The sequence below is a fragment of the Micromonospora sp. RTP1Z1 genome (assembly GCF_033804685.1).
GTDB lineage: Bacteria > Actinomycetota > Actinomycetes > Mycobacteriales > Micromonosporaceae > Micromonospora.
In genome coordinates, this window is record NZ_JAPFQV010000001.1 from 122,417 (window position 1) to 142,654 (window position 20,238).

Genomic DNA, 20,238 nt, shown 5'->3' on the forward strand with positions numbered 1-20,238 from the left:
CAGCGTACGGCCCGGGCTCAGCGCCACGGCCGGACGGCCGTCTCCGGGTGGTACACGCGATAGCCGCCGACCTCGGTGACCACGGCCGCGTCGGCCCGGTCGCCGAGCAGCCGGCGCAGCCCCCGCTCCGCCGACGACCCCACTGCCAGCACGTAGCCCGGCCGGTCCGCCCGGCCCACCCGCTTCCAGTACGCCGGGTAGCGGTTCTGCCCCGGGGTCAGGCTGCCGTCGAGGACCCCGCAGACCACCGTCTCGCCGGTGTTGAAGATCAGCCGGTTGCAGGTCCAGTAGTCGCCGTACACCTCGTGCAGGTCGGCCCGACGTACCGCGTCGGCCAGCTCGCGGGCGTGCCGCTCCTCGGCGTGCAGCGAGCGCGCGTCGGCGACGAACCGCCCGGTGGCCGCCACGGCGGCGCCGGTCAGCGCGACCAGCGCGGCAGCCGCCACCGCGCCGCCGAGCGAGCGTCCCGCCGCGACCCCACCCCGCCCGGGCCGGCCCGCCGTCCCGGCCGCGCCCCGCCAGCCGTGGGCCGCGGCCAGCCAGAGCGGCCAGAGCACCGCCGGCAGGGAGATCTGCAGCACCGACAGGTAGCGGGAGTTGCCCAGCGGGTCGGCCGCGGCGAGCGGGCTGTGGACGTACGCGAGTAGGGTCAGCGCGGCGCCGGCGACCAGGGCGAGTTGCGCGACCGGCCGGATCCGGTCGGCCCGGCGGGCGACCCGCCGGTACGCGACCAGGGCGAGCAGCGCGGCGGCCACCAGCAGCGCCGGGTAGAGCAGCCCGAACCACTGCTGCCAGCGGGCGCAGCCGGCCGGCGGGCAGAGCCCGGAGGCCAGCGGCACCCCTTCCAGCAGCCCGCCGCGCAGCCGGTCCGACCACGGCGGCGTCGGCCCGGCCTTGGTGCTGATCTCGCGGAAGACCGACAGCGAGTCCTGCCCGTCCGGGGCCACCAGGTTGTCCTTGATCATGGGCGATACCCCGAGCAGGAACCCGGCCACCAGCAGCAACCCCGGCCAGCCCACCAGGTCGCGGGGCGCCGCCCAGACCAGCAGCAGCCCGGCCGCCAGCAGGTACGGCACGATCAGCCAGTCCGACCAGAGCGACACCCCGGCGAGCAGCCCGAACAGTCCGGTGGCCAGCCAGCGGTGCCGGACCCGGCGTTCGGTGAGCGCCACCGCGATCAGCAGCATCGCCACCACCGCCGGCTTCACCTCGGGCCGGCCGCCGACCACGGTGAGCTGGTCCCGGACCACCCGCTCGGAGCCGAGCGCCAGCAGGCCGACGACCAGGACGGCGAACCACGGGGAGAAGAGCCGGCGGGTGAGTCGGTACATCAGCCAGAGGAAGAGCGCGTAGAGCGCCAGCAGCGGCAGCCGCAGCACCGGCCAACTCGGCCCGGCCAGCCCGATCAGCGGGGCCGCCAGGTAGGACTCCAGCATCCCCATGTAGTGCTGGCCGTAGAGGAAGACCGGTCGGTCCCGGCCGGTGGAGATGTGCATCGCGGCCAGGCCGAACGTCGCCTCGTCGCTGTTCGAGGCGGGCAGCGTGAACAGCGTCAGGACCAGCCGGTACCCGACCCCGGCCAGCCCGAGCAGCAGCGCGACGAGCGCCGGCCGGTCGAGCGTCGGGCGCCACCGCCCAATGTCCTGCACTGGTGTCGACACGACCACGCCCCCGTCGTCCCCCGACCGAAGTTTTTCACGCGGCAGCCGACGGCGGGGTGGATCGGCGGAGTCCGCCGCGGCCGACTCGCCTGGCCGCCTCCGCCCCGGTGTGGCAGGGTGGCAGCGTGCCACCCACACCCGCTGGCGAACTGGCCGTACCGAACCTGCACCGGGCAGCGCGGATCGAGGACGCCCTGCACAAGCTGGTGGAACGTCGGCTGCGGCGCACCGGGTGGCAGGCCAACATCATCGCCTACGCCGGCTACGGCGGTCCGGGTTGGGCGCGGGTGCTCGGTCGGGTGCTGCTCGGCCGCCCGGACACCCGGGAGCCCGGCCGGCTGGAAAAGGTACGCGGCTGGCGCAGCTTCGCCACCCTGCCCGCCAAGCACGCCACCATCACTGTCGAGGCGGGCGGCGTACGGCAGGAGGCGACCGCCGACCGCAGCGGCTTCGTCGACACCGTCATCAAGGCCGATTTCACCCCCGGCTGGGCCTCCGTACGCCTCAGCGTGCCCGACGCCGAGCCGGTGGAGGCGCTGGTCCGCATCCTCGATCCGGACGTCCGGTTCGGCATCCTCTCCGACATCGACGACACGGTCATGGTCACCGCGCTGCCCCGGCCGTTGCTCGCCGCGTGGAACACGTTCGTCCTCGACGAGCACGCCCGGGCCGCGGTGCCCGGCATGGCGGTGCTCTACGAGCGACTGGTCACCGCGCACCCCGGCGCGCCGGTCTTCTACCTCTCCACCGGCGCCTGGAACGTCGCCCCGACGCTGACCCGGTTCCTCTCCCGACACCTGTACCCGGCCGGGCCGCTGCTGCTCACCGACTGGGGCCCGACGGCCGACCGCTGGTTCCGCAGCGGCCGGGAACACAAGCGCGCCACCCTGGCCCTGCTGGCCCGGGAGTTCCCGGACGTGCGGTGGCTGCTCATCGGCGACGACGGCCAGCACGACCAGGAGATCTACCGCGAGTTCGCGGCCGCCCACCCCGACAACGTGGCGGGGGTGGCGATCCGCCGGCTCTCACCCACCCAGTCGGTGCTCGCCGGCAGCCTGCCCGCCCCCGCGGGCCTCCCGTCCGCCGGACCGGTGGGGCAGAAGTGGCTCTCCGCGCCGGACGGCGCCGGGCTGTGGAAGCTGCTGCGGGACGCGGGCCTGGTCTGACCTGGAGTGGATCAAGAGGCGGCAACCTGGGCCGCTGGGTCCACCGGCCCGGGTGCCCGGCGCGTCGGGAGAGAGAGCCCGCCGCTACGCGGGAGCCGGCGACGCGGAGGCAGCCGCCACCCGGATGCCGAGAGCCGCGAGGCGCTCCCGGGCGGCCGGCACCGTGGCGGGATCGGCCGCCAGATCCACGAGTTCGCCCAGGGGCAACGGCTCGCCGTCGGCGGTGAGCAGCTCCGGCGGCCCCGTCCAGGAAAGCCGCCAGGCGGCGGCGCCGGAGTCGACCGCTGCCGCCTCCACCGCCCCCTCGAACGCCGCGGTCAACGCCTTGAGGCCCTCCTCGGCGTCGGTGCCCGGGCCGAGTTCCCGGGCAAGGTCGGCGTACCGGTCGGCGGCGAAGAGGTCGAGCAGCTGATCAAGGTCAGCGTCGGCCCGCCCGGTCAGCCGTGCCGCCGCGCGGTGCAGCGGGTCCGCCAGATCCCGGGCGAACTGGTGCGCCAGGATCGGGGCGAGCCGGTCCCAGGGCAGCAGTCCGATGTCGGTCCGCTCGAAGAGGGCGGCCTGGAGCTCACCGCTTGTCGCGTCGAGGTCGGGAAGCAGCACGGTGGCGGGGCGGCCGTCCAGGATGACGGGCACGTCCGGTACGAAGCGCAGCGCGGCGATCCGTTCCCCGATCGGCGGGTGGGACTCCCACCAGGCGGACTCGGTCGTGGCCACCTCGACGCTGCGTTCGCGGATCTCCTCCCGGCACTCGGCCAAGTACGCGGCGAAGCCGCCGAACAGGTCCTCCGGTAGGTGCCCGCGGTCGTACGCCGGGTTGACGTGGTGCTCCAGGTACTCGTCCCAGCCGGTGGCGACCACCCGGATCTCGCGCAGCGCGCTGACCATTGTGTCGCGACCGGCGACGGCAACCGCGTAACGGTCCGCCTGGTACTCCATCTGCCAGCTCACGGCCTGCTCGACGGCGACATGGAGCCGGGCGTACCCAGTGAGTAACCCGCGCAGGAGGAAGAGGTTGATGTGGCGGGCGGTCTCCACCACCATCGTCCGGCCGCCGTGGGCCAGCAGCATGGTGGTGGTGTGCCGGCGGGAGAAGTGCCCCATCTCGTGGGCGAGGACCGCTTGGAGTTGGTCCACGGTGTACGCCTGCAGCAGCGGCAGTCCGAGGATCACCCGGCGTCGGCCCGGGATCAGGCCGAGGAGTCGGGCGTCGTCGGTCACGGCGGCGCTGGCCCCGGCGACGAGCCGGACCTCGTCCGGCTCCCGGGCAGCGACCCGCGCGGCGAGATCGCGTACGATCCGCCACAGCTCGGGTGCCTGCTCGGGGGTGAGCCGGACCCCGGCCGGTGGGGACGGCCGCACCAGGAGCACCCAGCCCAGGATGTACACGAGGGTGAAGAGCAGCATGAAAGCGGAGCCGAGTATCAGCGCCCGCGCAGCGGTAGTGCCACCGATGTCCAGGTAGCTGCCCCTGCCGAACCCGAGCATGCCGAGCGTCGCCACCAGGCCGAGTGCCAGCACGTAGAAGCCGATGAGCAGCACGATGGACAGCACCGCTCGCAGCGTCGTCTTCATCTGATCTTCCTCCCCGTGTGCGGCGAGCAGGCTATCGACGGGGGAGGATGCGTGACAAGACCCTTTCGGCGTGGATTCAGTCGCGGCGCAGCCAGAGCACGCCGAGCGGGGGCACCCGCAGCGGTGCCGAGGCGACCATCCCGTGCCAGGGGACGTCCTGGGCGTGCACCGCGCCGAGGTTCCCCACTCCCGACCCGCCGTAGTGGTGCGCGTCGGTGTTGATGACCTCGGTCCAGGTGCCGCCGGCCGGCAGGCCGACCCGGTAGTCCTCCAGCGGTAGGGCGGAGAAGTTCGCCACGCAGACCAGGGTCGCGCCGTCCGGGGCGATCCGGACGAACGAGACGGTGTTGTGGGCGACGTCGTCGCCGGCGATCCAGCGGAACCCGGCCGGCTCGGTGTCCTGCGTCCAGAGCGCCGGGGTGGCCCGGTAGACGGCGTTCAGGTCACCGACGAGGCGCTGCACGCCCGCCCGGGCCGGGTCGTGCGTCAGGTACCAGTCGAGGCCGCGTTGCTCGCTCCACTCCCGGTCGTCGGCCAGCTCGCAGCCCATGAAGAGCAGCTGCTTGCCGGGATGCGCCCACATGTACGCCAGGAGCGCCCGGACGTTGGCCAGTTTCTGCCAGGTGTCGCCGGGCATCTTGCCGGCCAGCGAGCCCTTGCCGTGCACCACCTCGTCGTGGCTGATCGGCAGCATGTAGTTCTCGCTCCAGGCGTACGCCAGGGAGAAGGTGAGCTGGTGGTGGTGGTGCTGGCGGTAGATCGGGTCCTTCGAGGTGTAGAGCAGGGTGTCGTGCATCCAGCCCATGTTCCACTTGAAGCCGAAACCCAGGCCACCCTCGGCGGTCGGCCGGGTGACCCCGGGCCAGGCGGTGGACTCCTCGGCGACCATCACCACCCCGGCGTGGTGCTTGTAGACGGTGGCGTTCACCTCCTGGAGGAAGGCGATCGCCTCCAGGTTCTCCCGGCCGCCGTGCACGTTCGGGGCCCACTGCCCCTCCTGGCGCGAGTAGTCAAGGTAGAGCATCGAGGCGACCGCGTCGACCCGCAGCCCGTCGATGTGGAACTCGTCCAGCCAGTAGAGGGCGTTGGCGACCAGGAAGTTGCGCACCTCCCGGCGGCCGAAGTCGAAGACGTACGTGCCCCAGTCGGGGTGCTCGCCGCGGCGCGGATCGGGGTGCTCGTACAGCGGGGTGCCGTCGAAGCGGGCGAGGGCCCACTCGTCCTTGGGAAAGTGCGCGGGCACCCAGTCCAGGATGACGCCGACGCCGGCCGAGTGGAGGCGGTCGACCAGGTAGCGGAAGTCGTCCGGGTCGCCGAACCGGGAGGTCGGGGCGTAGTACCCGGTGACCTGGTAGCCCCAGGAGCCGCCGAACGGGTGCTCCATCACCGGCAGGAACTCGACGTGGGTGAAACCCAGTTCGGTCACGTACGCGGTGAGCTGCTCGGCCAGCTCGCGGTAGCCGAGGCCGGGCCGCCACGAGCCGAGGTGCACCTCGTACACGCTCATCGGCTCCTGGTGCGGCTGCCGCTTCGCCCGCCGCTCCAGCCAGGCCGCGTCGTTCCACTCGTACGTCGAGTGGTGCACCACCGAGGCGGTGGCCGGCGGTACCTCCGCGAACGCGGCGAGCGGGTCGGCTTTGTCCCGCCACTGCCCGTCGGCGCCGAGGACCCGGTACTTGTACCGGGCACCCGGGTGCGCGTCGGGCACGAAGATCTCCCACACCCCGCTGGAGCCGAGGGAGCGCATCGGCCAACCGTCGTCCGGTCCCCAGCCGGTGAAGTCGCCGACCACCCGCACCCCGCCGGCGTTCGGCGCCCAGACGGTGAACGCGACGCCCTCGTCGAAGACCCGGGCGCCGAGCGCCTCCCAGAGCCGCTCGTGCCGCCCCTCGCCGATCAGGTGCAGGTCCAGCTCGCCCAGGGTGGGCGGGTAGCGGTACGGGTCGTCGTGCGCCGTGCCGTCCACCTCCACCCGGTAGTCGAGCACCTCGCCCGGCACGGTCGTCTCGAAGACGCCGACGTCGTGCACCCGCTTCATCGGGTGCCGCTCGCCGCCGACCAGCACCGCCACGTCGGCGGCGCCCCGGCGCATGGTGCGGATGGTGGTGCGCCCGTCGGCGGGGTGCGCGCCGAGGACGGCGTGCGGGTCGTGCGTCTCGCCGGCGATCAGCTCGTCCATCGTGCGTCGTCCTTCGCAGCAGGTGCGGTCGGGGCGGTGCCGCCCGAGAGGTCGGCGGGTACGTCTTCGACGGTCAGGTCCGGCGTCGCCGGCGCGGCCGGTTCCGGGCCGGCGGGCGGGGTCGGGCGGCGGACCGTCAGCACGTGCGCGGGCTGCAGGTACGGGTCGAGCCGGACCGCGTTGCGCTGGCCCCAGTCGTAGCTGGTCCCGGTCAGCTCGTCGTGCACGGTGAACCGCTCGTGCCAGTCGAAGCCCAGCGCCGGCATGTCCAGTGTGGTGTTGCCCCACTGGACGGTGCGCGAGTCGAACGAGCAGATCACGATCACGGTGTTGCCGGTGCCCGGGTCGTGCTTGGACCAGCAGAGCAGCGCCGGGTTGTCGATGTCGTGGAAGCGCAGGTTGCGCAGCTGGTGCAGGGCCGGGTTGTCCCGGCGGACCCGGTTGAGGGTGGCGACGAACGGCGCCAGGGAGCGGCCCTGCGCCTGCGCGCCCGCCCAGTCCCGGGGGCGCAGCTCGTACTTCTCGTTGTCCAGGTACTCCTCGGCGCCGGGGCGGGCGACGTGCTCGAAGAGCTCGTAGCCGGCGTACATGCCCCAGGAGGGGGAGAGCAGCGCGGCCAGTACCGCCCGGATCTTGAACATCGGCGGGCCGCCGTGCTGCAACGCCTCGTGCAGGATGTCGGGCGTGTTGGGCCAGAAGTTCGGCCGCATGTAGTCGGTCGCCGCGACCAGCTCCTCGCAGTACGCCCGCATCTCCGCCGCGCTGGTACGCCAGGTGAAGTAGGTGTACGACTGGGTGAAGCCGATCTTGCCCAGCCCGTGCATGATCGCCGGCCGGGTGAACGCCTCGGCCAGGAAGAGCACGTCCGGGTCGACCTTCTTGACCTCCCAGATCAGCCAGTGCCAGAAGTCGAACGGCTTGGTGTGCGGGTTGTCCACCCGGAAGATCCGGATGCCCTCGCCGACCCAGTGCAGCACCACCCGCAGCACCTCGGCCCGGATGCCCTCCGGGTCGTTGTCGAAGTTCACCGGGTAGATGTCCTGGTACTTCTTCGGCGGGTTCTCCGCGTACGCGATGCTGCCGTCGGCCCGGGTGGTGAACCACTCCGGGTGCTCGGTCACCCACGGGTGGTCCGGCGCGGCCTGCAACGCCAGGTCGATCGCCACCTCCAGGCCCTGGTCGGCGGCGGCGGCGATGAACTGCCGCAAGTCGGCCGGCGTACCCAGGTCGGGGTGGATGGCGTCGTGCCCGCCCTCGGCGGCGCCGATCGCCCACGGCGAGCCGACGTCGTCCGGCCCGACGGTGAGCGAGTTGTTGCGGCCCTTGCGGTTGACCCGGCCGATCGGGTGGATCGGCGGCAGGTAGAGCACGTCGAAACCCATCGCCGCGACGCCGGGCAGCCGGTCGGTCGCGGTGACGAACGTGCCGGACCGCGCCGGGGTGTCCACGCTGGCCGGAACCGCGCCCTCCGAGCGGGGGAAGAACTCGTACCAGGCGGAGAAGAGCGCCCGGGGGCGGTCCACCCAGAGCCGGTGCTCCTCGCCGGTGGTGACCAGCTCCCGCACCGGGTGGTCCCAGAGCAGGTCGGCCAGGTCGAGGGCCGGGGTGACCCGCCGGGGCAGCGGCAGCTTGGCGTCGCGCAGCGCCTTCGCCGCCGCCCGGACCCGCTTCCGGTCCGCCGCCGGCACCACCTCCGCCGCCGCCTCCAGCACCCGGGCGCCCTCGGCCAGGTCGTTGGCCAGCTCGGCCGGACCCTGACCGGCGGCGATCTTCTTGGTGACCGCGTTCTGCCAGGTCAGGTACGGGTCCTGGAAGGCCTCGACGGTGAACACCCAGTCGCCGACCGCGTCCGGCCGGATGGTGGCGTGCCAGCGGTCCTGGCCGGGCTCGCCGGGGCGCATCCGGGTGTACGGCCGGGCCGCGCCGTCCGGGCCGAGCCAGACCACGTTGCAGCCGAGCGCGTCGTGCCCCTCACGGTAGGCCCGGGCGGACACCGGCACGATCTCCCCGACCACCGCCTTGGCGGGATAGCGACCGCAGGAGACGACGGGGGAGACGTCTTCGATCGGGAACCGTCCAGTCACCCCGTCAACCTACTGCGCGAGATCGCTTCGCGCTCGGGTCAACCTGCCGCTCCCACCGACCGGTACACCTCCATCGTGCGGGCGGCGATCGCGTCCCAGGAGAAGTGCTCGACGGCCCGCCGGCGGCCGGCCCGGCCGAACTCGACGGTCCGCGCCGGGTCGGCCAGCAGCTCGTTGATCGTCGCGCCGAGGTCGGCCACGAAGCGCTCCGGGTCCAGCGGGCGGCCGCTGCCGTCGGTCGCCTGCTCGATGGGGACCAGCAGGCCGGTCTCGCCGTCGGCGACCACCTCGGGGATGCCGCCGGTGGCGGTCGCCACCACCGCCGTCTCGCAGGCCATCGCCTCCAGGTTGACGATGCCCATCGGCTCGTAGACCGACGGGCAGACGAAGATCGTGGCGTGCGTGAGCACCTGGATCACCTCGTGCTTCGGCAGCATCTCGGCCACCCAGACCACCCCCGAGCGGTTCGCCCGCAGCTCGGCGACCAGGCCTTCCACCTCGGCGGCGATCTCCGGGGTGTCGGGCGCGCCGGCGAGCAGCACCAGCTGGGTGTCGGCAGGCAGGTGGCGGGCCGCCCGCAGCAGGTAGGGCAGCCCCTTCTGCCGGGTGATCCGTCCGACGTACACCACGCTCGGGCGGGACGGGTCGATGCCGAGCCGGTCGAGCACGTCGGTGCCGGGGTCCGGGGCGTACTGGGAGGTGTCGATGCCGTTGTAGACCACCCGGACCCGGTCCGGGTCGACCGCCGGGTACGCGGTCAGCACGTCCCGCTTCATCCCCTCGCTGACCGCGATCACCGCGTCGGCGGCCTCCACGGCGGTCCGCTCGCACCAGGAGGAGAGCGCGTACCCGCCGCCGAGCTGCTCGGCCTTCCACGGCCGCAGCGGCTCCAGGCTGTGCGCGGTCACCACGTGCGGCACCCCGTGCAGCAGCTTCGCGGTGTGCCCGGCCAGGTTGGCGTACCAGGTGTGGCTGTGCACCACGTCGGTGCCGGCGCAGCCGGCCGCCATCTCCAGGTCCACGCCCATGGTGCGCAGCGCCGCGTTCGCGCCGGCCAGCCCGGCCGGCTCGGCGTACGCGGTGACGCCCGGCTCGGTGCGCGGCGCCCCGAAACAGTGCACCCGGACGTCGGTGAGCCGACGCAGCTCGCGGGCCAGGTACTCGACGTGCACCCCGGCGCCGCCGTACACCTCCGGCGGGTATTCCCGGGTGAGCAGATCGACGCGGAGCCGTGCGGAGTCGTTCATCCCCCGCACCCTAGTGCAGAAGTCCGGTCGTACGAGTGGTGAAGTTGCAGCCGGATGGATAGCGTCGTGACATGGCTGCAAAGGTGCTCGCGATCGTCCTGGCCGGCGGGGAGGGCAAGCGCCTGATGCCCCTGACCACCGACCGGGCGAAGCCGGCCGTCCCGTTCGGCGGGATGTACCGCATGGTCGATTTCGTCCTCTCCAACCTGGCGAACGCCGGCTTTCTGAAGATCGTCGTGCTGACCCAGTACAAATCCCACTCGCTGGACCGCCACATCACCAAGACCTGGCGGATGTCGACCATGCTGGGCAACTACGTCACCCCGGTGCCGGCACAGCAGCGCCGCGGACCGTGGTGGTTCGCCGGCTCGGCCGACGCCATCTACCAGAGCTTCAACCTCATCTACGACGAGCAGCCGGATTACGTGATCGTCTTCGGTGCCGACCACATCTACCGGATGGACCCGCGGCAGATGGTGGACGACCACATCGCCTCCGGCGCCGGGGTGACGGTCGCCGGCATCCGCCAGCCGCTGTCCATGGCCGACCAGTTCGGTGTGATCGAGGTCGGCGAGGACGGCCGGCGGATCCGGGCGTTCCGCGAGAAGCCCACCGACGCCGTGGGCCTGCCCGACGCCCCGGACCAGATCTACGCCTCGATGGGCAACTACGTCTTCACCACCGGGGCGCTCTGCGAGGCCGTGGAGCGCGACGCGGAGGACAAGACCAGCAAGCACGACATGGGCGGCAGCATCATCCCGATGCTGGTCGAGCGGGGCGAGGCCAACGTCTACGACTTCAAGGACAACGAGGTCCCGGGCAGCACCGACCGGGACCTCGGCTACTGGCGCGACGTGGGGACGCTCGACTCCTTCTACGACGCCCACATGGACCTGATCAACGTGCACCCGGTGTTCAACCTCTACAACTTCGACTGGCCGATCTACAGCAACCAGCCGCCGTACCCGCCGGCCAAGTTCGTCCACCAGTGGGGGGAGCGGGTCGGCCGCGCGGTCGGCTCGATGGTCTCGCCCGGCGCGGTGATCTCCGGCTCGCTGGTGGAGAACTCGATCGTCTCGCCCAAGGTGAAGGTGCACTCCTGGGCGCACGTGGACGGCGCGGTGCTCATGGAGGGTGTGGACATCGGCCGGCACGCGGTGGTCCGCCGGGCCATCCTGGACAAGAACGTGTACGTCCCGGAGGGCGCCGAGATCGGCGTCGACCTGGAGAAGGACCGCCAGCGCTACACCGTCTCCGACAACGGCATCGTCGTCATCGGCAAGGGCCAGCACGTCGAGCCCTGAGCCCGCCCCGCCCGTCACCGCAGAACGCACCAACCCGTCAGGAGGTCCCGCAGTGGCCCATCCCCGTGCCGGCCAGCCCGCCGAGCCCGCTGACCTGGTCGACGTGCCCCGGCTGGTGACCGCCTACTACGCCGAGCACCCGGATCCGGCGGACCCGGCGCAGCAGGTCTCCTTCGGCACCTCCGGGCACCGCGGGTCGAGCCTGAAGAACGCCTTCAACGAGGACCACATCCTCGCGGTCACCCAGGCGCTCTGCGACTACCGGCGCGAGCAGGGCCTCGACGGGCCGCTCTTCCTGGCCCGGGACACCCACGCGCTCTCCGCCCCGGCCGAGGTCAGCGCGCTGGAGGTGCTCGCCGCCAACGACGTCACGGTGCTGCGGGACAGCCGGGACGGCTACACCCCGACCCCGGCCGCGTCGCACGCGATCCTCACCCACAATCGGGGCCGCACCAGCGGGCTCGCCGACGGCATCGTGATCACCCCCTCGCACAACCCGCCCGACGACGGCGGGTTCAAGTACAACCCGACCAACGGCGGCCCCGCCGATACCGACGTCACGAAGTGGATCCAGGACCGGGCCAACGCGATCCTCGCCGCCGGCCTCAAGGAGGTGAAGCGCATCCCTTACGCGCGGGCGCGTACCGCCGACACCACCGGGACGTACGACTTCCTCGCCCACTACGTCGACGACCTGCCCGCCGCGATCGACATCGACGCGATCCGGGACGCGGGGGTGCGCATCGGCGCGGACCCGCTCGGCGGAGCCAGCGTCGCCTACTGGGGGGAGATCGCCGAGCGGCACCGCCTCGACCTCACGGTGATCAACCCGCTGGTCGATCCGACCTGGCGGTTCATGACCCTGGACGGCGACGGCAAGATCCGGATGGACTGCTCCTCGCCGAACGCGATGGCCTCGCTGATCGCCGCCCGGGCCGACTACCAGGTCTCCACCGGCAACGACGCCGACGCCGACCGGCACGGCATCGTCACCCCGGACGGCGGCCTGATGAACCCCAACCACTACCTCGCGGTGGCGATCGGCCACCTGTTCCGGACCCGGTCGGCCTGGGGCCCGGCCGCGGCGGTCGGCAAGACCCTGGTCTCCTCCTCCATGATCGACCGGGTGGCCGCCGACCTGGGCCGCCCGCTGCTGGAGGTCCCGGTCGGCTTCAAGTGGTTCGTGCCGGGGCTGCTCGACGGGGCGGTCGGCTTCGGCGGCGAGGAGAGCGCCGGCGCGTCTTTCCTGCGCCGCGACGGCAGCACCTGGACCACCGACAAGGACGGCATCCTGCTCTGCCTGCTGGCCTCGGAGATCATCGCCACCACCGGGCGGAGCCCGAGCGAGCACTGGGCCGAGCTGGCCGACCGCTTCGGCGCCCCCTCGTACGCCCGGATCGACGCCCCGGCCAGCCGGGAGCAGAAGGCGGTGCTGGCGAAGCTCTCCGCGGAGCAGGTGACGGCGACCGAGCTGGCCGGTGAGCCGATCACCGCCACCCTCACCACCGCACCCGGCAACAACGCCCCGATCGGCGGTCTAAAGGTGACCACCGCCTCCGGCTGGTTCGCCGCCCGCCCCTCCGGCACCGAGGACGTCTACAAGATCTACGCCGAGTCGTTCCAGGGCCCCGAGCACCTGGCCCGGATCCAGGAGGAGGCCAAGTCCCTGGTCGACGGGGTGCTCGCGCAGGCCTGAGCAGGGTCGGCGCCGGCCGCCGGCCGCCGGGCGGCGGCCCCGGTCAGCAGGGTGGCGGCAGCTCGCGCTGGTGGCGCTGCTCCTGCAGCTCCTCGGGGAGCAGCTCGCGGAGCTGGTCGGGGAGGAACGGCAGGTCGAGCAGGCTCAGTTTCAACTGGTTACGCTCCTGGTAGCGCCGCGGGTCGAAGCGGACCACCAGACCCGCGTCGCGGCGGTAGCTGATGTCCACGGTCCCCTCGGTCGCCGCTTCCCGGATCACCAGCCCGTCCATCTCGACGGCGACCGCCGCGGAGTTCGGCCGCAGCTCCAGCCGGATGCTCTCATCCGGCGAGAGCACCACCGACCGGGAGATGCCGGCCATCGGCGCCGACGGGGTCACCACCACCACATCCGCCGCCGGGGAGACCAGGGGGCCGCCCGCGGCGTAGCTGTACGCCGTCGAGCCGGTCGGCGTGCTGACCACCAGGGCGTCGCAGCGGTAGTAGCCGTACCGCTGGCCGTCCACGGCGAGGGTGGCGGTGACGAAACCGGAGCCGGGCTGGCGGACCAGCGCGACGTCGTTGAAGGCCACCACATCGTCGCCGCACAGGTCGCAGGCCAGGCAGGCGTGCGACTCGACGGTGAAGTCGTGCGCGCTGATCCGGTCCAGCGCCGCCGGCAGCTCCGGCGGCTCGACCTCCACGAGGAACCCCAGCCGCCCCAGGTGCACCCCCAGCACCGGCCTCGGGTTGCGCACGGCCATGCGCAGCGCGCCCAGCATGGTGCCGTCCCCGCCGATGCTGATCAGCGCGTCCGCGCGGGCGGCCACCTCCCCGGCGGGGACCGGCTCGACGCTGGACGGCACCCGGTGCGCGTCCTCCGCGCGCACCATCAGCGTCTTGCGGTGGCGCGACGCCCACCGTTCGATGATTCCAACCACCTCGGAGACGTCCCGGGTGGGGTGCAGCACCAGACCCAGTCCCGCCACCCGTACAGCTCACCACATCGGCGTCGGACGCGTCGGACGTACCGGAAGCTGCGTCGGCGGTGGCTCCACCGCCGGCGCACACCCGCGGACCGCTACCGGCGCGGCGCGCCGGTCAGGTGGGTCAGCGACCGGGCGACCAGGTCGTCCCGGGCCGTCGGGGAGCTCACCCGGGCGGACCGTCGACCATGCAGAGCGTGACCTTGCTGCACTTTCGGCTGAATGCTAGCTTCCGGGCTGGTTGTAGCCGGCGGGGGCGGCGGACCAGTCATGAGAGCTCTGGTCGCACGACGGCGGCGGGGCCGAGCACCGTCACCGGGAGATCATGTGAGAGCGCCCTCCCAGGCCCCCTCATCGCGCCTGTACGTCCTCGACGGCTTGCGGCTCGTCGCCGCGCTCCTCGTCGTGGGTTTCCACTTCACCATCTTCGCCAAGCCCTGGGGCGTCCCGAACGGCTCGGCGCTACCCGAGCTGGCCGTGGTCACCCAGTTCGGCTGGCTGGGCGTCTACCTCTTCTTTCTGATCAGCGGTTTCGTGATCTGCATGAGCGCCGAGGGGCGGAGCTTGGCGCAGTTCGCCACCGCCCGGATCACCCGGCTCTACCCCGCGTACTGGTTCGCGGTGCTCGCGACGACGGCGGTGGTCACCCTGTGGCCGGTGGTCGCCAAGCCGCTGTCGCCGGGTGACGTGCTGACCAACCTGACCATGTTCCAGGACCTGATCGGGGTGAAGCGGGTCGACGTCGTCTACTGGACCCTCTCGGTCGAGCTGCGCTTCTACCTGCTCTTCGGGGTGTTCGTGATGGTCCGCGGGTACACCCCGCGCCGGGTGCTGCTCTTCGCCGCGGGCTGGCTGGTCGCCAGCCTCTTCGCCACCAGCCACTTCCCGCTGCTCACCAAGCTGCTGGTCCCCAGGGACTCCGCCTGCTTCGTTGCGGGCATGGCGCTTTACCTCATCTACCGGCACGGTTCCAACATCTACCTCTGGGGCCTGGTCGGGGCGTCCTGGCTCGTCGCGCTGGAAATGATCGGCACGATAACGCCGACTGGACCGGTCCACAACGTGTTCTCCCCGACGCAGGTCGCCGTCGTCGAGGCGGCGGTGATGACGCTGTTCTTCCTGATCATGGCCGCCGTGGCGACCCGCCGGTTCGCGGTGGGCTGGCGCTGGCTCACCACCGCCGGGGCGCTGACCTACCCGCTCTACCTGCTGCACGAGTTCATCGGCTGGACGATGATCTACCACCTCCGCCGGATGCTGCCACCGTGGGCGACCCTGCTCGTCGTGGTGCTGACGTTCCTGGTGATCTCGTGGCTGGTGTACCGGCTCGTCGAGAAGCCGGTCGCCGGCTGGCTGCGGCGCCGGTTCGCCGAGGCCCGTCTCTCCTCGGACTTCCTGCGGCAGTCGCCGCCCGTCCGGTCGTCCGCCGCGCGGACCGACCTCGACCGGAAGGCGGCGTCGCCGGTGGCCGCCGACCCGGTGGCCGGGCGGCAGGAACACTCGCTGCCCGCGGTCGACGGACCGTCCCTGCCCCTGGCGCCGGCGATGGCGGGCACCTCCCGCTGAACCGACCGGGGCCGGGCCGTCGCCGCGGCTGACCGGGGCCGTTCCCGCGCTGGTTCCGCCTTCCGGGCCCGTACCAGCGGCCCATCAGCAGGGAGCGGGCGGGTGCCCCGGGACGTCCCCGGGGCACCCGCCCGCCATCAGCGTCACGACCGGCTGCGGTTGCCCCCGCTCAGGTGGGCCAGCGACCGGGCGACCAGGTCGTCCCGGGCCGCCGGGGTCAGCCCTTCCAGGCCGAAACCGAGGTACACCGAGTCGTCGGTGACCACCGCCGAGCCCTCCTCGAAGGCCTGCTGGCTGCGCGCCCAGTCGTTCGGCGCGCCGGCGGACCCGGCCGGCGGTCCGGCCACCGTCCAGCCGCCCAGGTCGGCCGTCTCGAACGAGGTCTCCGAGACCACGGCGCCGTCGGCGATCACCCGGGCGTCGTCGAGGAACACCCCGAGACCCTGGGTGCCCCAGTCGGAGACGTACGAGATGGAGACCTCGACCTTCTTGCCGGCGTACGTCGACAGGTCGACGGCGAACTCCTGCCATCCGTTGGACGCGCCGGTGGCCGCGTTCCAGGTGCCGGTGCTGCCCGTCGGGGAGCAGTCGGCGCCCTGGTAGTGACCGAGGAACGGGTGCAGCTGCGCCACCCAGCCGGACTGGCAGCTCTCCCCGGTCGCCGTGCCGGTGTGCCCGTTGAGGTCGGGCAGCGTGGTCCACTGGTCGCTGCCCACCTCGTGCGCCTCGACGATCAGGTAGTCCCAGTCCTGCTCGACGTCGTACGAGGTGAAGAAGCGCAGCTGGCCCGCGGACGCCGCGGTCAGGTCGACGGTCCGGGTGAGCCGCTTGTACGACTCGTCGGCCCGGCCGCTGTAGAGGTACCAGTCGCCGGTCCGCGGGTCGAACGGCGCCGCGCCCGGTCGCGCCCAGTCCACGGTCGCGGAGCTGGCGAACTGCGGGAACTGTGCCGGCGGCAGGAAGCTCGACGTGGTGAGGAACGACGCCGTGTGGTCCTGGTTACCCGCCGACCCGGCCGCGTTGAGCTGCCCGTCGAAGCCGGCGAACACCCCGTCCGAGCCGCGTACCGGGTACGGGTCGCCGTTCGGGTCGGTGCCGCCGTCGCTGACGTAGTTGTACGCCCCCAGGTAGTACTGCTGGAAGTCGTTGAGCAGCGGCAGGCAGGTCACGTCGTCCGGGTGGGTGCACTCCGGTGGGGCGCCCGGCCGGTAGACGTACGAACCGTTGGCGCCCTGGGCGAAGAGCGCGTACTTGCCGCTGACCAGCACCTTGCCGCCCTCGTTGAGGTAGTCGCGGACGGCCAGTTCGGTGGTGAGCGCGGCCTCGGCGGCGGTGCCGCCGACCTGGCCCGGGGAGCGGAGGATGATGTCGTCCCCGGTCTCCCAGACCACCGCCTTGTAGTGCGACAGCACGCCGAGCGGGTGCGGCGCCTTCCGGCCCATCGCGTCGAAGTCGTACACGTCGGCGTGGTGGCCGGCGGCCTCGACGGAGGCGGCGATCTGGCCGGCGTACTTCGCGCTGGTGGCGTTCTGCACCGGGCTGAGCCCGGTCACGTCCTCCGCGGCGAGCACCAGCACGTCACCGCCGATGTCGGAGTGCACCCGGTAGGTGAAGTGCTCGCTGGCCACCGGGCCCTTGCGGGGCTTGACCCCGGTGAACCAGACCTCGACCCGGTCGCCCGGCTTGGTGCCGGTCACCGTGCCGCGCAGCTCGGCGTAGTAGTCGTCGTTCGTGTCGCCGTACCGCTCACCGCCGCGCCACTCGCGGACCTGCACCGTCTTCGGCCGGCCGGCGTTGACCACGTAGTGCATCCGGACGTCCTTCAGCGCCCGCCGGGCGATCGAGGCGACCTGCTGCGTCCGCCCGTACGAGGTGTCGAAGGTGTCCACCCGGAAGTCCGGGGTGCTCCGGCCGACCACCGAGACCGGGTCGCCCGGGTCGGCCGCCGACTTCGCCACCGCGAGGGCGAAGGGCAGATTCTTCGCCACCTCCGCCGAGATCAGCTTCTCGTCGTCGGGGAAGATGAAACCGCTGACGCAGTCCTCCGGCCGCCACTGGTCGTCCGGGTCGGAGGCGGCGGCCGTCTGGCAGGTGGACATCTCGGGGGTGAACCCGAGGGTGCCGTACCGGACGTGGGCGTGCGAGTCGGTGTCGCCGTTCGTGGTGTACAGCTCGGCGGAGATGTCCGGGTCGTAGCCGGGCACCGCGGGGTGGCCGTCGTCGCCGGCCATCGCCTCGTAGATGACGTCGTCCGGGGTCGGCGTGCTTACCTGCCAGCCCACGCCGTAGAGCAGCAGCTGCGCGGCCGAGTGGTAGTTGATGAAGAACTCGAAGCCGACCCGCTTGAAGAGCGAGTCCAGGGCCTTGGTCTCCGGCTCCGAGTTGGGGCCGGTGCCCCGGTAGGTGTCGCTGTTCGGCTCGGGTGAGGAGCCCTCGTCGTCGTACCCCCACTTGAAGGCGAAGTTGCGGTTCAGGTCGACGCCGTCGGCGCTGGTGACCCGTCCGTCGCCGTCGTTGTCCCGCAGGTTCTTGCGCCACAGCCGGTTGCCCGGGGTGAAGGTGTGGTCGTAGCCGTCGGGGTTGGCCACCGGCAGGAACCACAGCTCGGTGGTGTTCACCAGCTGGGTGATCTCCGCGTCGGTGCCGTAGTTGTCCAGCACGTGGTGCAGCAGCCGCCGGGTCATCTCCGGGGTGATCCACTCTCGGGCGTGCTGGGTGCTGGCGTAGAGCACCGCGGGACGCTTGCCGTCCGCGACCGTCCGGGCGTTCTTCGTGACCTTGACGGCGAGGATCGGCTGCCCCTGCACCGTACGGCCGAGGGTCTCCACCTTGGCCAGCCCGGGGAACCGGGCGGCGGTGGCGGTGAGCTCGTCCCGGATGCCGCCGGGCTCGCTGTACGAGCGGAACGCCTTCCAGCCGGCGGCGGCCTGCTCGCGCAGCGCCTGTGAGGCGTCCTTGCCGTGCACCTTCTTGACGCTCAGCGGGACGCCCTGGCCGGTGAGCCGGGCCGCCTCCCGCCGGGTGAGCACGGTCTCGATCGTCGTGCTGCCGTTCGCGTCGGCGGACCGGTGGTCCTCGTCCAGGTCGACCCCGGCGGCCCGCAGCCGGTCGAGCTGCTGGGCGTTGACCGTGCCGACGTACACCTCCAAGCTGTCGCGGCCGCCCGGATCGGACGGTGGCCGCGCGCTCGCCGGTGCGGTCAGCGCCATCGCGCCGACCAGAGTGAACACGCCGGCGATCGCCAGCCGTGTCGGTCTCATCGCGCCCCCTTTGGTGGAAGGACCTGTATGGCGAGCCTTCCCGGTGGCGGAGACCGATGTCAATGAGACGGCCGGGCGATATTGACCGTGGACCCCGTGGGCCGTCAGCGGAGCAGCGGGGCGCCGACGGGCCGGTCGAGCCAGTAAGACGTGGGCTGGGGGCTGCGTCACGGCCCAGCTCCCGGCCGCTGCGCGCTAGGAGCCGGAACCCGTGCCAGCCAGGCCAGTGACGGGCGACCGCCCTCAGCGTGTACTCGGCACGCGGTCCGCCATCGTTATGCCCTCCGTGATGCCGGGCAGGGGGGCGGCGTGACCGCGCAGTCGGCGGGACAGCAGGACCATGGTCAACAGTGACAGACCTCCGTACAGCACGCTGGACGCGGCCGCTGCGCCCACCATCCCCCAGATCGGGATGGCAACCCCGTAGAGCGCGGTCGCCCCGACGGCGTTGGCGACGCCGATCATCGCGGCCGTCCGGCTCCATCCTCCGCCGACCAGCGCGCGGGCAGCGACCCAGTACGGGGCGAGACAGATCTCCGCGACGAGCAGCGGGACGATGAGGTGACGCGCTGGCGCGAAGTCCTGACCGAAGATCGGGATCACAAGGAGCCAGCCGCCGATCGCGACGGCGACGCTGGTCAGGGCGGCGCTGGCGACGGCCGCGCGAACCTGACCTCCCGGCCAGGTTGGGAGGCTCCGAGTGGCGGCGTCGCGCATCGAGAGTTGGCCGATCGCGAGAGGCACCAGGCTCGCCACTCCGCTTAACGTGGCCGCGAGCGAGTAGATCCCGACGGCGGCGGTGCCGGCCACGATGCCGAGGATGTAGCGATCTGCGCGTTGGGCCAGGACGAGGCCGATGTTGAGACCGAGTGACGGGACGCCCTGTCGGAACAGGGCGAGCTGCATCCGCCGCGACGGAGCCGCCAGTCGAATGAGGCCTCGTCGGCGCAGCGCGAGCCAGCGCGCGAGCGAGGCCCCGAGCAGTCCGGTGCCTTGCAGCAGTAACAGCAGCCATGCCTGGGCGGAGATCGCGACGGCGATGAGCAGCCCGGCGAGACCGGCGATAACCGAGGCCACGTTCCACGCGGCGCCGCGCTGGAAATCCCCGACGGCGAAAGCCAGTTCGTTGGACTGCAGGAGCAGTATCTGGGCGAGCGTGGACACGGCGACGGCGACGAGGAGCCGGAGGTCGGCGAGGCTCGCGTCGATGGCGGGCGCGGAGAGGCGTACGGCGACGGTGGCGACGGCGGCCCCGACGACGGCCGCGCCGACGGTCACCCAGAGGTATGAGGCGAGCAGGGAGATGCGGTGTCGGTCACTGTCGACGCGGGGGAGTTGCGAGCGTAGCGCGGTTCCGGTGCCCAGCGGTCCGACCAGGGCCACGAGCGCGCTGAGCGACGAGACGAGCACCATGACACCGCGTTCCTCGGGCCGTAGCACGATCGTGGCGGCCACGGCGGCGCCGCTGTTGGCCATGGCCGACAGCGCGCTCGCCCCGGTCAACAGGGCCACGGCGGTGGTGCGGGTGCGTGCCACCGA

Annotated in this window: 12 protein-coding genes; 4 read left to right on the top strand and 8 right to left on the bottom strand. The window is 72.2% G+C overall.

Features of this window, described 5'->3' with window-relative positions:
* Nucleotides 1-17: 17 nt before the first annotated feature.
* Complete coding sequence (locus SLP03_RS00570; RefSeq protein WP_319458462.1) at nt 18-1,661, bottom strand: hypothetical protein; 1,644 nt, start codon at nt 1,659-1,661, stop codon at nt 18-20.
* Between the two features lie 125 nt (nt 1,662-1,786).
* Between SLP03_RS00570 and SLP03_RS00575 the strand changes: the two genes are divergently transcribed.
* The gene (locus SLP03_RS00575; protein WP_319458463.1) at nt 1,787-2,827 is read left to right on the top strand and encodes an App1 family protein; all 1,041 of its coding nucleotides are present in this window, start codon (nt 1,787-1,789) and stop codon (nt 2,825-2,827) included.
* Nucleotides 2,828-2,911: 84 nt separating this feature from the next.
* Here SLP03_RS00575 and SLP03_RS00580 read toward each other — a convergent pair whose 3' ends face one another.
* The 4 genes from SLP03_RS00580 to glgA all read right to left on the bottom strand — a co-directional run bounded on the left by SLP03_RS00580 (nt 2,912) and on the right by glgA (nt 9,909).
* A complete protein-coding gene (locus SLP03_RS00580) occupies nt 2,912-4,399 on the bottom strand; it encodes a M48 family metallopeptidase (protein ID WP_319458464.1) in 1,488 nt (495 codons plus the stop codon).
* Between the two features lie 76 nt (nt 4,400-4,475).
* The gene (gene glgB, locus SLP03_RS00585) at nt 4,476-6,578 is read right to left on the bottom strand and encodes a 1,4-alpha-glucan branching protein GlgB (RefSeq protein WP_319458465.1); all 2,103 of its coding nucleotides are present in this window, start codon (nt 6,576-6,578) and stop codon (nt 4,476-4,478) included.
* A complete protein-coding gene (locus SLP03_RS00590) occupies nt 6,566-8,662 on the bottom strand; it encodes an alpha-1,4-glucan--maltose-1-phosphate maltosyltransferase (protein WP_319458466.1) in 2,097 nt (698 codons plus the stop codon). The genes glgB and SLP03_RS00590 overlap by 13 nt, the downstream gene beginning before the upstream one ends.
* 38 nt (nt 8,663-8,700) lie before the next feature.
* Nucleotides 8,701-9,909, bottom strand: coding sequence for a glycogen synthase (gene glgA, locus SLP03_RS00595; RefSeq protein ID WP_319458467.1), 1,209 nt, complete (start codon nt 9,907-9,909; stop codon nt 8,701-8,703).
* A gap of 71 nt (nt 9,910-9,980) precedes the next feature.
* Between glgA and glgC the strand changes: the two genes are divergently transcribed.
* Nucleotides 9,981-11,213, top strand: a complete 1,233-nt coding sequence (gene glgC / locus SLP03_RS00600; protein WP_319458468.1) for a glucose-1-phosphate adenylyltransferase — start codon at nt 9,981-9,983, stop codon at nt 11,211-11,213.
* 52 nt (nt 11,214-11,265) lie between these two features.
* Nucleotides 11,266-12,909, top strand: a complete 1,644-nt coding sequence (pgm, locus tag SLP03_RS00605) for a phosphoglucomutase (alpha-D-glucose-1,6-bisphosphate-dependent) (RefSeq protein ID WP_319458469.1) — start codon at nt 11,266-11,268, stop codon at nt 12,907-12,909.
* 43 nt (nt 12,910-12,952) lie between these two features.
* Here the strand turns inward: pgm and SLP03_RS00610 are convergent, their stop codons facing one another.
* Complete coding sequence (locus tag SLP03_RS00610; RefSeq protein ID WP_319458470.1) at nt 12,953-13,876, bottom strand: NAD(+)/NADH kinase; 924 nt, start codon at nt 13,874-13,876, stop codon at nt 12,953-12,955.
* Between the two features lie 324 nt (nt 13,877-14,200).
* Here SLP03_RS00610 and SLP03_RS00615 point away from each other — a divergent pair, with 324 nt between their 5' ends.
* Nucleotides 14,201-15,439 carry an acyltransferase gene (locus SLP03_RS00615; protein WP_319458471.1) on the top strand — a complete coding sequence of 413 codons (1,239 nt, stop codon included), beginning with the start codon at nt 14,201-14,203 and terminating at the stop codon, nt 15,437-15,439.
* Between the two features lie 143 nt (nt 15,440-15,582).
* Here the strand turns inward: SLP03_RS00615 and SLP03_RS00620 are convergent, their stop codons facing one another.
* On the bottom strand, nt 15,583-18,699 hold the full coding sequence (locus SLP03_RS00620) for a M14 family metallopeptidase (protein WP_319458472.1): 3,117 nt from the start codon (nt 18,697-18,699) through the stop codon (nt 15,583-15,585).
* Between the two features lie 243 nt (nt 18,700-18,942).
* Nucleotides 18,943-20,235: a lipopolysaccharide biosynthesis protein gene (locus tag SLP03_RS00625; RefSeq protein ID WP_319458473.1), complete on the bottom strand. Its 1,293-nt coding sequence runs from the start codon at nt 20,233-20,235 to the stop codon at nt 18,943-18,945.
* Nucleotides 20,236-20,238: the final 3 nt, after the last annotated feature.

Coding starts and splice junctions, on each gene's coding strand:
- SLP03_RS00580 (WP_319458464.1), bottom strand. CDS start 4,399: ATGAAGACGACGCTGCGAGCGGTGCTGTCCATCGTGCTGCTCATCGGC.
- glgB (WP_319458465.1), bottom strand. CDS start 6,578: ATGGACGAGCTGATCGCCGGCGAGACGCACGACCCGCACGCCGTCCTC.
- glgA (WP_319458467.1), bottom strand. CDS start 9,909: ATGAACGACTCCGCACGGCTCCGCGTCGATCTGCTCACCCGGGAATAC.
- glgC (WP_319458468.1), top strand. CDS start 9,981: ATGGCTGCAAAGGTGCTCGCGATCGTCCTGGCCGGCGGGGAGGGCAAG.
- SLP03_RS00620 (WP_319458472.1), bottom strand. CDS start 18,699: ATGAGACCGACACGGCTGGCGATCGCCGGCGTGTTCACTCTGGTCGGC.